This window comes from Sphaerisporangium aureirubrum, assembly GCF_042658925.1.
Classification (GTDB): Bacteria; Actinomycetota; Actinomycetes; order Streptosporangiales; family Streptosporangiaceae; genus Sphaerisporangium; species Sphaerisporangium aureirubrum.
Map to the genome: position 1 here is coordinate 1 of NZ_JBHSRF010000048.1, position 15,032 is coordinate 15,032.

The window sequence follows — 15,032 nt, forward strand, 5'->3', positions numbered from 1 at the left end:
CTCGCCCGGCCCACCGGGGGACACCGAATCCGAATGGTCCCGCCCCACCACCCCTGCCCATCTTCGGCGCTCGCCCGGCGCGGCAGGGGACGCCGACTCCGAATGGTCCCGCCCCACCGCACCCGCCCCCCTCCGGCCCTCCACCGGCGCGGCAGGGGACGCCGGATCCGAACGGTCCCGTCTCACCCGCCTCCGGCCCTCGACCGGCCCGGCGGGGGACGCCGACTCCGAACGGTCCCGCCTCACCGCCCCCGTCCGCGCCCGGCGCTCGTCCGGCGCGGCGGGGGACGCCGGGCCCGGAGCCGCTCCGGCGAGCACGCTCGCCGGAGGCGAGGAGTGGGCGAGGGCGGCGGGGGCGCGGGCGTTCAATCTGTACTTCGGGCTCGGGCGGGAGGCCGAGGCGCGGGCCGTGTTGTGCGCGGCGCTGCGGGACGTGGCCTCGCCTCGGACGCGGGGGGAGCTGGAGGCGCTGCGGGCCGTGTTCACGGTCTTCGGCGGGCGCTGCGCGGAAGGGCTGCGGCTGGCGGGGGAGGCCGCCGAGGGGGTTCCCCGCGACTCGCGTGCCCGCTGCGTCGCCGAGACCGCCCGCGCGCTGGCGCTGGCGTTCCTCGGGGACGTGGACGACGGGCTCGCCGCGCTGCGGGAGGCGGACGAGCTGAGCCTGCCGTGGGACGCCGAGCTGCCCTGGGTCGAGGTGCTCATCGGGGTCGGCGCGGTGCACGCCTGCCTGCTCGCCGGGCGCTTCGCCGAGGCGGAGGCCCGCGCCGCGGACGCCTACGACCGGGCGGTGGCCCGGCGCTGCCAGTTCGCCATCGCCTGGGCCTGCCTGTCCCGGGCCCTCGCCGCCGGCGCCCGCGGCGACGTGCACGAGCAGGCGAACCGCTGCCGCGAGGGCATCGCCATCACCCGCGACCGCCACGACCGCGCCCTGCGCTCCGTCCTGCTGGCCCGCCTCGCCCACGCCCAGGCCCTGACCGGCGACCCCGCCGCCGCCACCGCCTCCCTGACCGAGTCCGACCACCTGTCCCAGCCCACCCTGCGCCTCCTGCACCCCTGGGCCGAACTGTCCCGCTCCTGGACCGCCGCCGCCCAGGGCTCCCCCCAGGCCCCCGCGATCGCCGAGACCGCCGCCACCCTGGCCCGCGCCTCCGGCGCCCCCGCCCTGGAGGCCCTGGCCCTGCACGACACCACCCGCACCGCCACCGCCGTCACCCCGCCCCGACCGGAGGCCGCGTCCCGCGCGCGCCGCCGGCTGGCGGAACTCGCCGCCGCGTCCGGCGACCAGAGCGCCGTCCGGCTGTACGCGGCGCACGCCGAGGCCGTGCTGGCGGGCGACGGGGCGGCCCTCGGAGCGTGCTCGGCCGTCCTGGAACAGATGGGAAGCCCGCTGCTGGCGGCCGAGGCGGCCGCCGAGGAGGCCGGGCGCCGCCGCGCGGCCGGCGACCTGGCGGCGTCCTGCGCCGCCGCGGCCCGCGCTCTGCGGCTCGCCGCCCGGACCGGCGCCCGCACCCCCGCGCTGGACGCGCTGGAACGGCCGCACCTGACCCGCAGGGAACTGCAGATCGCCGCCTTGGCCGCCGACGGCATGTCCAGCCGCGAGATCAGCGCCCACTTCGTCCTGTCCGTCCGCACCGTGGAGAACCACCTGCAGCGGACCTACCGCAAGCTCGGCATCGGCGACCGCTCCGAACTGGCCGCCCTCCGCGGCCTATTCCTCCACCCCTCCAAAGACGGCCCCTGACGGGGCCAAGAAGGGAAGAGATATGACATCAGGCCTCCACTCCTCCATCGAATGGATGATCCGCGCCCGCTGGGGCCAGGTCCCCACCACCCCGGCCGACACCGCCCCCGGCTCCGCCCCCACCCGCGCCCCCCGCCGCCGCGGCCTACTGAAACGCCTCAGAAACGGCGACTCCTGACCCCGGCCCCGGCACCACACACGACGCCCGCCCCCGACCTGTGGCGGCGGGCACCACGAGCCGCCACCGAAGCCCGCACCCCACGAGGGTGGGCGCCCACTGCGTACGGCCGCTGCGTACGGCCGCTGCGTACGGCCGCTGCGTGCGGCCGCTGCGTGCGGCCGCTGCGTGCGGCCGCTGCGTGCGGCCGCTGCGTGCGGCCGCTGCGTGCGGCCGCTGCGTGCGGCCGCTGCGTGCGGCCACTGCGTGCGGCCACTGCGTGCGGCCACAAGTGGCCCGTCGCTGGGACCCACCTTCGCGTACGGCGGGGGGCGGCGTACGCCGTCCCATCGGCTTTCCGGGACCGGCGCCGCCTCCGTTCGTGGCGGCGTCGGAAAGGAGGGTCAGCCGGGATCGTGGAAGCTGTAGCGGCGGAGGTGGGCGCACCAGGGGCGGTAGGCGGAGACCTCGATGGGGGCCGGGCCGTCCTTCAGGAGGTCGAGCAGGCCGGTCAGGAACGCCTGTCGTCGTGGGGCGGGGGTGCCGGAAGGGGCGTTCACGGGTGGTGGGGTCAGTATCGCGGTCATGTCGCCGCCGGGGGCGGTGAGGATGCGGTTGAAGATCGCGGCGGCCTGCTCGGGGACGCCTACCAGCAGGAGCAGCAGGACCTGGACGGCGCGGTAGGGGCCTGCCATGAAGTCCGGCAGGTCCTGAGGGCGCACGCTCACCCGGACCAGGCGGTACAGGTTGATCAGCTTCTTCACCTTGCGCGGGTTGCCCAGCAGCCCGGCGAGCACCCCCAGGAACGCCGTCTCCCCGCCCGTCAGCCGGAGCCCCTCGGGGCGCACGCGGAAGACCTCCTCCGGCAGGGCGGCGGCCTCGTCCGGCTGCGCCCCGCCGCGGCCCTCGACCGGGGGAGGCGCGGAGGCGGCGGGACGCTCCGCCGCCTCCGCGACGGCGTCGTCCCCGGCCGGCCTCGCGCCGGAGGCCCGCCACGCGGCCTCGGCGGGGAGGAGACGGCGGACGTACGAGGCCGCCTGCTCGCCGCTCGGCGGGGACAGCCGGAACGGGATCTGGAAGATCTTGTCCAGGTAGTCGGCCGGGGACACCGCCCGGCCCCCGTCCTCGTCGCGCATCAGCTCGTCCAGGTGCCGCTCGACCGACCGCACCAGCCACCCGGAGTCGACCCCGACGACCACCACGAACAGCGGCAGCGCGATCAGCAGGTGGATGGCCGCGAGCACCTCCACCACCAGCTTGGGATGGCAGCGGTCAAGGTCGTCGATGTACAGGACGATCCGCTCCAGCGGCGGCGCCCCCCGCGCGCCGCCCTCGCGCCACTGCCGGTGCGAGGCCTCCAGCTCCGCGGAGATCCGGGCCAGGTCGTGGTGCACCTGCCCCACCAGGCCCCGGTAGGGCCGGTACGTCCCGCCGGCCTCGATCCCGGCCAGGAAGTCCTCCAGCCGCGCCGCCGCGTCGGCGACCGCGAGTTCCTCCCGCAGCCGCGCCATCCGCGACCGCACCGCCCGCCGCCGCTCGTCCAGCATGGTCCGGTGCCATCCGGCGAGCCCCAGGCCGCTGCGGTGCCAGTCGGCGAGCCGCCGCGCCACCACGGCGGCCGGGGCCAGCAGCACGGCCACCACGGGCGTCAGCGCCGCGAGCACCGGCCGCGCGGCGAGCCACGCGGCGTACCCGGCGGCGGCCAGCACCCCCCAGGCCACCAGCAGGCGCCAGCCGATCCGCGCGTCGGCGAGGATCTGCCGGGCGCCGGTGAACAGGGTGCGTGCCAGCGTGACCGGCGATCCGAGCGCGGCGAACACCCCCGGCGGGTCGTCTGCGCGGTCCACCGCGCCGAGCCGCTCCGACAGCCGTTCGTCGAGCGCCTCGCACTCGGTCAGCCGCGTGCGCAGATCCCGGCGGCTGCGCGCCCCGTCCTCCGGGACGGCGTCCCGCGGCTCGGCGGAGTCCTCCCGCAGGCTCGCGAACAGATGCTCCACGATGCCGGGCCAGATGTGGTCGTCGCTGTAGTGCCAGGCGTTGAACCAGACCTGCCTGACGCTGGACGCGAACGCGCTGCCCTCAGGATCGCGCGCCGCCTCCGCCGCGAGCCCGGCGACGTACTTCTTCATCTGCAGCATCGCGCTGGACTTGCCGATGCCCCACTCGCCGATCAGCGCGACGGCGAGCGGCGGGCTGAGGTCGGCCGCCGCGGCCAGCATCGCCAGCGGCATGAGCTCGTCCCTGAGGCCGAGCAGGTCGTCCTCGCTCGGCAGGTCGCTGTCGTACCCGGGCAGCCGGTCCGGGTCGGTGAGCCCGCCGGAGGCCAGGAGGGTGACCTGTCCCTCGTCCTCGGTGCTCCACAGGCGGACGTCCTCGCCGCCGCTCGCGATCGTGACGCCGTCCGGGGCGAAGGCCACCGACCGGACCGGCCCGGTGTGCCCGGACATGACCTTGACCTGCCGGCCGGTGACGGCGTCCCAGAGCCGGATCACGCGGTCGTCGCCCCCGCTGACCAGGAACCGCCGGTCGGGACCGAACGCCACCGACCAGACCGGCGACACGGACGCGTGCACCCACATCTGCGCGATCCCGGTCTCCGTGCCGGACAGCAGGACGTTCCCGTCCTCCAGGGCGGCGGCCAGTGTCGTGCCGTCGGGGGAGAACGCGACCGACAGCACCGAGACGGGCTGCCGGGGCGGCTGCGTGGCCTCCTGCTCGCCGGTGACGGCGTTGTGCAGCCGGATGGTGCCGTCGTCGCCGCCCCCGGCCACGAGCCGCCCGTCCGGGCCGAAGGCCACCGACCAGACCGGCCCCTGATGGCCGGTGGAGACCCAGCGGCTCCGCGGCCCCTCCGCCTCCGACCGCGGCCCCTCCGCCTCCGACCGCGGCCCCTCCGCCTCCGGCCGCGGCCCCTCCGCCTCCGGCCGCGGCCCCTCCGCCTCCGGCCGCGGTTCCGTATCCGTTCCCGTCTCCCACAGGCGTACCGTGCCGTCGTCGCCGCCGCTGGCCACGTACCGCCCGAGGGGATCGACGGCGACCGACCACACGGGTCCCCGGTGCCCGGTGCCGAGGTCGCGCCGTTCCATCGTGCGGGTGTCCCACACGTGGATCTCCCCGGCGTCGGTGGCGACCGCCACCGTCCAGCCGCCGCAGGCGACCGCCGTGACGGTCCCCTCGCGGCCGGGAAGATCGGCCAGCCTCCGCCCGGAGGCGGGATTCCACAGCCCGGCGCCGGTGCCGTGGCCGACGACCAGGAATTCGCCGGCCGGGTCGAAGGCGACCACGTTCGACGTGGTCGAGTGCGCTTTCTCGGTCATGCTCTTCCGGCTCCGCTGGGGTCGTCGGGCACCGCCTGTGACACTATGTGCCGAGGGCCATTGACGGCATGTGTTCCTGAAGCAGGCGGCAGGTTCCGAGAAAGGCCGTGGTCAGATGAGCGTCAATCCATTCGCGCTGCGCGGCCGGGATCTCGCCGATCATATGCCGTTGTCTCCCAGGCGCAGTCCCGAGGAATTAGGACTGTATGTCGATATCGGGGATTCAGGGGCCCAATTCACCAGGTTCACCCGTGAATTCAGCCCGCCGGACACGGTGGCCGACCGGGGGCGGCTGGTGCTGGTCACCGGTGAATCCGGGTCGGGGAAGAGTTCGCTCGTCAACCGGTGCGCGCATTGGCTGGTGCAGGCGGTGCGGGAGAGCGGGTGGGAGGCCACGGCGGTCGACCTGCGGGGGGCCGAGGCGGCGGAGCTCTCCACCAGGGAGCGGATACGGCTCACCTTCCACCGGCTGGTCACGTTCCTCCCGGCCGCGTCCCAGGGGCTGCCGCACGACCACGAGGACGACCCGCTCAGCGGGTATCAGGCCCTCGGGCGCACGATGCTGGAGAAGCGGCGGCTCGCCGTCGTCCTGCTCCCGGCGTGCGAGCTGCCGGCGGAGCTGCTGGAGTACGCGCGGTTCACCGCGCCGGGGCTGGTCTTCTTCCTGGAGAGCTCCTACCCGGAGGTCGAGAGGGCGGGGGAGGCGCTGCCGCACCCCTACGACGGGCACGCGCTGCACCTTCGCATGGGGCGGGTACGCGGCGACGACGTGCGGCGTTTCCTGCACGAGCGGCTCGCCGGGCTCCCGCCGGGCGCCGGGCCGCGGATCAGCGACGAGACGCTGGACGCCATCCTGCGCGCGGCGCCGCACCTGAGCACCGTGCGGCAGGTGCAGACGGTGTTCTACGAGCTGTTCGAGAGGGCGGTCGCCGAGTCCAGGCCGACCGTGGAGTACAGCGACTTCGTGGCGTACTGGCGCCCGGAGAACGCGCGATGAGCCTCTGGGGCGACGGCTCCCGGCGGGGCGGGGAGCGCAACCCCTTCCCGGTGATCCCGGTGGAGACGCTGTCCCCGTACGGAGACCCGCCGAGGACCGTCCTCACCCCGGCGTGCGAGACCGTGCGCGACCACGCGGAGAAGTTCCTGCGCTCGATGTCGGCCGACGGCCGGGCCTTCCCGGGAGCGGGGAACGTCCTCGCGCTGTGCGGCGAGAACGGCAGCGGCAAGACCCACCTGGCGAAGCTCCTGTGCCACGGCTTGCTGGCGGACGGCGGCTCCCCGGTGCACCTGGTGCACGTGGACGGGATGGGGAACTCCTTCCTGGACGTCTACCGGCGGCTCGTCGAGCGGGTGGACCCCATCGCGCTGAGCGACTGCGCGCAGGGCTTCTACGCCGGTGTCGTGGCGGACTCGCTGGCGGGGTCGCCCGCCGCGGAGGACGTCGTCGCGGGGCTGCGGCAGGGCAGGCTGAGCCCGCAGGGCGTGGTGCTCCGGCACGGCCTGGTGCGGGTCGGCCTGCTGGAGGAGCTGCGCAGGAGGCTGACCGCGGTCACCGGGAACCCCGCCTTCGGCGCCGCGCTGGCGCTGTACATGCGGCCGGAGTTCAAGCGCCTGGTGCTGGACTGGGTGAACGGCGCGCCGCCGGGCGCCGCCCTGGCCGAGCGCGGGGTGACGCACGCGCTGGACACCGAGGCCGCCGCCGTCGACGCGCTGCGCGCGGTCACCACGGTGCTGGCGGCGCGGGACCGCCCGGTCGCGCTGCTGATCGACGAGTTCGACGGCCTGCTCACCGGCCCGCCGGAGGCCGTGCCGATCAAGGCCCAGGCCCTCGGGCGGCTCATGGAGGTGTACATCTCCACCGGGTCGCTGCTGGTGCTCATCGGCCGCCCGGCCGCGTTCCGCCTGCTCCCGGCGCAGGTGGCCGAGCGCATGGGCTCGGTGATCCGCCCCACGCCGTTCACCGCGCGGAACGCCGCCGCGTACCTGAAACTGGCGATGGGCGGGCCGGGGCCGTTCACCGACGCCGGTGTCGGGCATCTGGTGGAGCGGACCGGCGGCAACCCCCGGTGGTTCATCCGGCTGTGCCACCAGGCCTACGAGCGGGCCGCCAAGCACGACGAGCCGGTGACGCCGTCCATGGTCCAGGACCTGATCGGCACGGACACGCCCCCCTCGAACGCCCACCACTACGACCGGCGCCTGGAGGGCGCCGCCGGCCCCGACTTCCTGGGCGACCTCCGCCGCCACCAGTCCCTCATCTCCGTGCTGGGCGCCCAGGTGGCGGAGCTGGCGGCGCGGGTGGAACGCCTCGAAGGCGGAGCTCGCGACGCCCCGGGCGCGGCCCGGGGACCGGGCGCCGCGCGCCGCGACACCGGAGGCCGCTGAGGCGCGGGTCAGCCCGCCGGGGGGCGGTAGCGCAGGCCGTCCATCAGCAGGTCGAGCAGGCGGCCGGCCTGGTCGCGCTTGGCGGGCTCGCCGGTGGTGAGGGTGACGCCGCTGAGGCCGACCAGGACGTCGGCGGGGTCGACGTCGGAGCGGATGGTGCCGCCGGCGGCACCCGCCTGCAGCAGGGTGCCGATGGCGGTGAGCAGGCGGTCGCGGCTCTCCGCGTAGGGGTTGCCGCCGGAGGCGATGACGGCGCGCAGGGCGCCCGCCATGCCGCGCTTGGTCGCCATGTAGTCCACGAAGTGGTCCATCCAGGTGCGGGTCGCCTTGTCGGCGGGCAGGGTGCGCAGCAGCTCGGGCACCGAGTCGCACAGCCGGGCCAGCTCGTTGCGGTACGCCTCCTCGATGAGCGCCTCACGGGTGGGAAAGTGGCGGTACAGCGTGCCGATGCCCACACCCGCGTCCTTGGCGATGGCGTCCAGCGTGACCCCCGCCCCGTCCTGGGAGAACGCGCGCACGGCGGCGTCCAGGAGCCGATCGCGGTTGCGCCGGGCGTCGGCGCGCAGCGGCCGGGAGCCGGTGGCCGTCATGGGGGGTCTCCTTCGGAAGGGCCGGTACGGGACGACTTGCTAAACGGAGGAAGCTCCGCTTAAGGTGGAAGACATCCGGAGGATCCTCCGCTTAAACAGCTTACCTGTCCCGCGACCGTATCGCCGAGAAAGACGGGAAAGATCGTGACCGCACGCATCACCACTCCGTTCACCGCCCAGTCCACCGCCGCCGAGGTGGTGGAGGGCGTGGATCTCACCGGCCGCCGGGCCGTCGTCACCGGCGGCGCGTCCGGCATCGGGGTCGAGACGGCCCGCGCCCTCGCCTCGGCCGGCGCCGAGGTGACCCTGGCCGTGCGCGACCCCGCGGCGGGGGAGCGCACCGCCGACGACATCATCGCGACCACCGGCAACAAGCAGGTCCTGGTCGCCCCGCTGGACCTCGCCGACCAGGCCTCGGTCGCGGCGTTCGCCGCCGCCTGGGAGGGCCCGCTGCACATCCTGGTCAACAACGCCGGCATCATGGCCTCGCCCGAGATGCGCACCCCGCAGGGCTGGGAGCTGCAGTTCGCCACCAACCACCTCGGTCACTTCGCCCTGACCACCGGCCTGCACCCCCACCTGGCCGCCGCCGGCGGCGCCCGCGTGGTGTCGGTGAGCTCCGCCGCCCACCTGCGCTCCCCGGTGGTGTTCGACGACATCCACTTCCGCGAGCGCGCCTACGAGCCCTGGCTCGCGTACGGCCAGTCCAAGACGGCCAACGTGCTGTTCGCCGTCGAGGCCACCCGCCGCTGGGCCGGCGACGGCGTCACCGTCAACTCCCTGATGCCCGGCGCCATCCGCACCAACCTCCAGCGCTACGTCACCGACGAGGAACTCGAACGCCTGCGCGCCGCCTCCGGCGGCAGCGCCGTCCCCAACTGGAAGACCCCGGAACAGGGCGCCGCGACCTCCGTGCTCGTCGCCACCTCCCCCCTGGTGGACGGCGTCGGCGGCCGCTACTTCGAGGACTGCGAGGAGGCCGGGCTCCACAGGCCCGGCACCCGCCGCGGCGTCGCCTCCTACGCCCTCGACCCCGAGGCCGCCACCCTGCTCTGGCAGGTCTCCGTCGACACCCTCGCCGGCTGACCGCCGGTCCCGGGGCGTCGTCCCCCTCACGGGAGGGGACGACGCCCCGGCGGGAGGTGGGTCTAGGCGAGTGACACATGCCGGGTTAAGTTCCTTGCAAGATGAGCCGGGGTACGGCGGACCCCGCTGAGCAAGGCAGCCCCTCCCACCCCCAGAGGACTGGCATGAGATCACGTCTGATCACGCTCGTCTCGGCGTTCGCTCTGGCCCTGGTGGCCGGTCTGCCGGGCGTGTCGGCCCCCGCCGCCGCGTTCGCGCCGCCGGACATCTCGCTGGCCAACGTCAAGGCGCACCTGACCCAGTTGCAGAGCATCGCCACCGCCAACGGCGGCAACCGGGCGCACGGGCGTCCCGGTTACCTCGCCTCCGCCAACTACGTCAAAGGGCTGCTGGACTCCGCCGGCTACACCACCGCGCTGCAGTCGTTCACCTACAACGGCGCCACCGGCTACAACGTCATCGCCGACTGGCCGGGCGGCGACCCCAACGACGTCCTCATGGTGGGCGCGCACCTGGACAGCGTGACCGCGGGGCCGGGCATCAACGACAACGGCTCGGGCAGCGCCTCGATCCTGGAGACCGCGCTGGAGGTGTCGCGCCAGTCGCTGGCGCCGACCAAGCACCTGCGGTTCGCCTGGTGGGGCGCCGAGGAGCTGGGGCTGCGCGGCTCCACGTTCTACGTGAGCAACCTCGCCGCCACCGAGCGGGCCAAGATCAAGGGGTACCTGAACTTCGACATGGTGGGCTCGCCCAACCCGGGCTACTTCCTCTACGACGGCGACAACTCCGACGGCGTCGGCTCGGGCCCCGGCCCGGCCGGGTCCGCCGAGCTGGAGCGGGTGCTGGCGGACTACTTCGCCTCCATCGGCGTGCCGACCCGGGGCACCGACTTCGACGGGCGCTCCGACTACGGGCCGTTCATCTCGCGCGGCATCCCGGCGGGCGGGACGTTCACCGGGGCCGAGGGCGTCAAGACCAGCGCCCAGGCCACGCTGTGGGGCGGCACCGCCGGGCAGGCGTTCGACGTGTGCTACCACCGTGCCTGCGACACCACCGCCAACATCAGCGACACCGCGCTGAACCGCAACGCCGACGCCATCGCGTACTCGGTGTGGACCATCGCCGCGACCCCGCCGCCCGTGGTGGTGTGGCAGGACACCTTCGAGGCCGCCAACGGTTGGACCGTCAACCCCGCCGGCACGGACACCGCCACCACCGGCCAGTGGGAGCGCGGCGACCCCGAGGCCACCACCTCCAGCGGCACCAAGCAGCTCGGGACCACCGTCAGCGGGAGCAACGACCTGGTCACCGGGCGGCTCGCCGGCACGGCCGCGGGCGACTTCGACGTGGACGGCGGCGTCACCACCATCCAGTCCCCGCCGATCACCCTCCCCACCGGCAGCCTGCGCGTCGCCCTGTCCTGGTACCTCGCCCACGGCAGCAACTCCTCCAGCGCCGACTACCTGCGGGTCCGCGTGGTGGGCACGAGCACCGTGACCGTCCTCAACCAGGCGGGCGCCGCCGCCAACCGCGACGGCGCATGGTCCAGCTCCTCGGCCGACATCTCCTCGCTGGCCGGCCAGACCGTCCGCATCGTGGTCGACACCGCAGACGCCTCGACCGCCAGCCTCCTGGAGGCCGGCGTCGACGACGTCCGCGTCACCCGCTAGCCCGGCCGCGGGGACGGGACGGGGGCGCCCCCGTCCCGTCCCCGCCGCCCGGTGGTGGCGTGCCGGTGACGGGGCGGGGCGGGTTGGGACCATGCCGTGACCACTTGCAGCCCGAAAGCGAGCGATAGGCGGCTACCGTTGGCGAGGTGGAGGAGATCGATCGCCGAATCGTGACGTTGCTCGCGGCGGACGGGCGCATGAGCTTCACCGATCTGGCCAAGGAGACGGGGCTGTCGGTGTCCGCCGTCCATCAGCGGGTGCGCCGGCTGGAGAAGCGCGGGGTGATCCGCGGCTACGCGGCCCTCATCGACCACAACGCGATCGGCCTGCCGCTCACCGCCTTCGTGTCCATCAAGCCGATCGACCCGTCCGCCGCGGACGACGCCCCCGAGCGCCTCCAGGACCTCTCGGCCGTCGAGGCCTGCCACAGCGTGGCGGGCGACGAGAGCTACATCCTCAAGGTCCGCGTGGAGTCCCCGCTCGCCCTGGAACACCTGCTGCAGCGGATCCGCGCCGCCGCCAACGTCTCCACCCGCACCACCATCGTGCTGAGCACCCCCTTCGAGCACCGCACCCCCGAACTCGGCACCGGCCCCGCCTGACGGCTCAGGCCGCCGGGGGCGAGGCGAACGCCGCGCGCACCCGGCCCTCCGCCCCTTCCGCGGCGCCGAGCTGCTCCAGCCCGAGCAGCACCGCCCCCACGATCGGCGGATCGGCCGCCACCACCAGCGTCGCCAGCGGAGCCGCCGCTGCGTACCTCTCCTCGACCAGCCGCGTCAGCAGGGGATCCCGCGCGGCCAGTACGCCCCCGCCCAGCACCACCTCGCACGGCGACCCCAGCATCCCGAGCCGCCGCAGCGCGGCCACCCCCATCACCGCGACCTCCTCGGCCTGCCGCTCCACCAGGGCCCGCGCCGCCGGGTCCCCGGCGGCGGCCGTGGCCAGCAGCGGCGGCACCAGCTCGTTCAGCCTGCCCCAGGCCAGCGACCGGAAGTGCAGCCCGAGCACGACCTCCTCGGCCGTGCGGGTCCCGAAAACCTCGCGCACCACGTCCAGCAGCGCCGTCGCGGGCCCCCGCCCGTCCTCGGCGCGCACCGCGTGCCACAGCACCTCCTCGCCGAGCCCGAGCCCGCCGCCCCAGTCGCCGCTGAAGCGCCCGAGCGCGGGGTAGCGGGCCGTCTGCCCGCCGGGGGAGACCGCGACCGCGTTGATCCCGGCCCCGCACACCACCGCCGCCCCGTACGGCCTGCCGGCCCCGGCGCGCAGCAGCGCGAAGGTGTCGTTGCCGACCACCGCCGTGCGGCCGTATCCCCGGCGCAGGATCTCCGCGCGCAGTTCCTCCTCCTCCACCGGCAGGTCGGCCCCGGCGAGGTACGCCGCGACGTGGTCGGCGAACGGCGGCCGGATGTCCGGCCCGAGCGCCCGCCGCACCGCGTCCAGCAGGACGTCGATCGCCGCGGGCACGCCCTCGGTCTGCGGCCGGAACCCCCCGCCGGTCCCGGTGGCGAGCACGGTGCCGTCCTCGGCGACCAGCGCCACGGCGGTTTTGCTGTTGCCGCCGTCGACGGCGAGCAGTGTCCTCATCGGGCCGCCCAGGGCAGGAACGGCCGGTTGGCGTCGATCAGCCGGTCCGCCAGCTCCGCCGACACCGACGCCTGCCCGACCAGCGGGTGGGCCAGCAGCGCGTCGGCGACCCGGTCGGTCCCGCCGTGCAGCGCGGCCTGGAGCGCCAGGTCCTCGTACGCGGTGACGTGCGCGATCAGCCCGGCGTACAGCGGCGGCACCGGGTCGACGGGCAGCGCGGCGGCGCCGGCGGCCCCGATCCGGGCGGGCACCTCGATCACGGCGTCGGCGGGCAGGAACGGCAGGGTGCCGTCGTTGCGCAGGTTGACCACCTGGGTGTCGCCGCGGTCGCCGGCCAGGGAGGCGACGAGCGCCACCGCGGCCTCGGAGTAGAACGCGCCGCCGCGCCGCCCGAGCAGTTCGGGCTTGGTGTCCACCGCCGGGTCGGCGTACATGGCGAGCAGCGACTCCTCCAGCGCCGCCACCTCGGCGGCCCGGGTCGGCTTGACCCGCTGCTCGGCCACCACGGCGTCGTGCTCGTAGAAGAACCGCAGGTAGTACGACGGCACCACGCCGAGCCTGCGGATCAGCGCGACGGGCAGCCCGACGTCGCGGGCGATGCGCTCGCCGTGCTCGTCCAGCAGCCGGGGCAGCACGTCGGTGCCGTCCAGGTACACGGCCCGTTCCCAGGTCAGATGGTTGAGCCCCACGTGGGCGAGGGAGATCCGGCCGGGGTCGGCGCCGAGGGCGGCGGCGAAGCGCCGCTGGAAGCCGATCGCCACGTTGCACAGCCCGATCGCGCGGTGCCCGGCGTTCAGCAGCGCCCGGGTGACGATGCCCACCGGGTTGGTGAAGTCGACGAGCCACGCCTCCGGCGCGACCTTCGCGACCCGTTCGGCGATGTCCAGCACGACGGGGACGGTGCGCAGCGCCTTGGCCAGCCCGCCGGCCCCGGTGGTCTCCTGCCCGACGCAGCCGCAGGCCAGCGGCAGCGTCTCGTCCACCGCCCGCGCGGCCTGGCCGCCGATCCGCAGCTGCAGCAGCACGGCGGCGGCGCCCGCCGCGCCCTCCTCGATCGTGGTGGCGGTGCGCACCGTGGCCGGGTGACCGGCGCGGGCCAGCATGCGGGCGGCCATCGCCGACACCAGCGACAGCCGCCGCTCGTCGGGGTCGATCAGGGTGATCTCCGACAGTGGCAGCTCGGCGCGCAGGCGGGCGAACCCGTCGATCAGCTCCGGGGTGTACGTCGAGCCGCCGCCGACCACGGCCAGTCTCATCGGGTGGTTCCCTTCGGTGTGTCGTGGACGGAGGGGTGGGCCGCGCCGAACACCTCGTCCCTGGTGGTGGTGAGGGCCAGGCCGAGCGCCCCGGTGAGCACCGGGTCGCCGGTGACGGCGGACAGCCGCACCGGCGGGCGGGACAGGGTGAGTCTGTGCAGTTCGCGTTCCACCCGCGCGGTGAGGGTGTCGCCGCCGGCGAGCAGCGTGGCGCCGGTCAGCACCACGAGCCCGGGGTCGGCCACCGCGACGATCGGCGCCAGCCCGACGGCCAGCCGCGCCGCCAGCTCGTCCAGCGCCGCCTCGGCCCCGGCGGCCCGGGGCCCGCCGTGCCCGGCCTCGCGCACCGCGGCGCGCACGGCGCGGGCGGGGTCGCCGCCGCGCAGCCCGTGGGAGCGCAGCAGCTTGAGCACGGCGGGCCCGCCGGCCAGCGACTGGAAACCGTGGTCGCCGCGTTTGCCGGTCTCCCGCGCGGTGGGGGCGCCCGCAATGGGCATGTAGCCGACCTCGCCGGCGCCGCCGGTGGCGCCGCGGTGCAGCCGCCCGCCGAGCACCAGCGCCGCGCCGATGCCGCCGGCCGCCCACAGCAGCACGAAGTCGGGGTGGCCCTTGGCGGCGCCGTGGGATTGTTCGGCCAGCGCGACCAGGTTGACGTCGTTCTCCACCTCCACCGGCACGCCGAGCCCGGCGCTCAGCGTCGCGACCAGGTCGGGGACGTGCCAGCCGGGGATGTGCGCGGCGTAGCCGAGCCTGGCGGTGGCCGGGTCGACGGCGCCCTGGATGCCGATGACGACGCGGTGCAGCGCGGCGGGCTCGATCCCCGCCTCCGCGCAGGCCCCGGCCACGGCGGCGCGCACCCGCTCCACGACGTTCCCGGCGGCGCGGCCCGGCGTGGGGAGGGTGTGCGTGCCCAGCACGGCGCCGGTGATGTCGGCGGCGGCGGAGGCGATGCGGGCCGGGGTGACGTCGAGGACGGCGACGTGGGCGGCCGAGGGGTTGACCCGGTACAGCTCGGCGGTCCGGCCGGGCAGGCCCTCGCGCATCCCGTGCGGCACCACCAGCCCCGCGTCGCGCAGCCGGGACAGCATCTGGGAGGCGGTGGGCTTGGACAGGCCGGTGAGGGCGCCGAGCTCGGGGCGGGTCAGCGGGCCGTGGTCCAGCAGGACGCGCAGCGCCGCACGGTCGTTGATGGCGCGCAGCAGGCTGGGCGTCCCCGGCCGGGTGCTCATGGTCATCGTCCCCGCCT

At 75.4% G+C, this 15,032-nt stretch carries 12 protein-coding genes; 7 read left to right on the plus strand and 5 right to left on the minus strand.

The genetic code is table 11. The features are described from left to right. The coding region (locus ACFP1K_RS26400) for a LuxR C-terminal-related transcriptional regulator (RefSeq protein ID WP_380758071.1) at window positions 1–1,741 on the plus strand (1,741 nt) is incomplete at its 5' end. A 22-nt stretch (window positions 1,742–1,763) separates the two neighbouring features. Then, on the plus strand, window positions 1,764–1,919 hold the full coding sequence (locus ACFP1K_RS26405) for a hypothetical protein (protein WP_380758073.1): 156 nt from the start codon (window positions 1,764–1,766) through the stop codon (window positions 1,917–1,919). A gap of 383 nt (window positions 1,920–2,302) precedes the next feature. Here the strand turns inward: ACFP1K_RS26405 and ACFP1K_RS26410 are convergent, their stop codons facing one another. Continuing rightward, complete coding sequence (locus tag ACFP1K_RS26410; RefSeq protein WP_380758075.1) at window positions 2,303–5,215, minus strand: P-loop NTPase fold protein; 2,913 nt, start codon at window positions 5,213–5,215, stop codon at window positions 2,303–2,305. Window positions 5,216–5,489: 274 nt separating this feature from the next. On the opposite strand from ACFP1K_RS26410, the gene ACFP1K_RS26415 reads away from it, so the two are divergent. Then, window positions 5,490–6,212, plus strand: coding sequence for a hypothetical protein (locus tag ACFP1K_RS26415; protein WP_380758077.1), 723 nt, complete (start codon window positions 5,490–5,492; stop codon window positions 6,210–6,212). After that, window positions 6,209–7,600 carry a hypothetical protein gene (locus ACFP1K_RS26420; RefSeq protein ID WP_380758079.1) on the plus strand — a complete coding sequence of 464 codons (1,392 nt, stop codon included), beginning with the start codon at window positions 6,209–6,211 and terminating at the stop codon, window positions 7,598–7,600. Before ACFP1K_RS26415 ends, ACFP1K_RS26420 begins: the two co-directional genes overlap by 4 nt. Before the next feature lie 8 nt (window positions 7,601–7,608). Here ACFP1K_RS26420 and ACFP1K_RS26425 read toward each other — a convergent pair whose 3' ends face one another. Next, window positions 7,609–8,190 (minus strand): TetR/AcrR family transcriptional regulator, encoded by a 582-nt coding sequence (locus tag ACFP1K_RS26425; protein WP_380758081.1) that lies wholly within the window; start codon window positions 8,188–8,190, stop codon window positions 7,609–7,611. A gap of 144 nt (window positions 8,191–8,334) precedes the next feature. Between ACFP1K_RS26425 and ACFP1K_RS26430 the strand changes: the two genes are divergently transcribed. The 3 genes from ACFP1K_RS26430 (at window position 8,335) to ACFP1K_RS26440 (ending at window position 11,548) form a co-directional block, all read left to right on the plus strand. Beyond that, a complete protein-coding gene (locus tag ACFP1K_RS26430) occupies window positions 8,335–9,276 on the plus strand; it encodes an SDR family NAD(P)-dependent oxidoreductase (protein ID WP_380758083.1) in 942 nt (313 codons plus the stop codon). A 164-nt stretch (window positions 9,277–9,440) separates the two neighbouring features. Further along, on the plus strand, window positions 9,441–10,946 hold the full coding sequence (locus ACFP1K_RS26435; RefSeq protein ID WP_380758085.1) for a M28 family metallopeptidase: 1,506 nt from the start codon (window positions 9,441–9,443) through the stop codon (window positions 10,944–10,946). A 146-nt stretch (window positions 10,947–11,092) separates the two neighbouring features. After that, on the plus strand, window positions 11,093–11,548 hold the full coding sequence (locus tag ACFP1K_RS26440; protein WP_380758087.1) for an Lrp/AsnC family transcriptional regulator: 456 nt from the start codon (window positions 11,093–11,095) through the stop codon (window positions 11,546–11,548). A gap of 4 nt (window positions 11,549–11,552) precedes the next feature. Here ACFP1K_RS26440 and ACFP1K_RS26445 read toward each other — a convergent pair whose 3' ends face one another. The 3 genes from ACFP1K_RS26445 to ACFP1K_RS26455 are packed head-to-tail and all read right to left on the minus strand — an operon-like array spanning window position 11,553 to window position 15,021. Further along, a complete protein-coding gene (locus ACFP1K_RS26445; RefSeq protein ID WP_380758089.1) occupies window positions 11,553–12,530 on the minus strand; it encodes an N-acetylglucosamine kinase in 978 nt (325 codons plus the stop codon). Then, window positions 12,527–13,786, minus strand: a complete 1,260-nt coding sequence (locus ACFP1K_RS26450; RefSeq protein WP_380758091.1) for a family 4 glycosyl hydrolase — start codon at window positions 13,784–13,786, stop codon at window positions 12,527–12,529. Before ACFP1K_RS26450 ends, ACFP1K_RS26445 begins: the two co-directional genes overlap by 4 nt. Beyond that, entirely contained in the window at window positions 13,783–15,021 is a 1,239-nt protein-coding gene (locus tag ACFP1K_RS26455; RefSeq protein WP_380758093.1) for an ROK family transcriptional regulator, read from the minus strand. The genes ACFP1K_RS26450 and ACFP1K_RS26455 overlap by 4 nt, the downstream gene beginning before the upstream one ends. Between the last annotated feature and the right edge of the window lie 11 nt (window positions 15,022–15,032).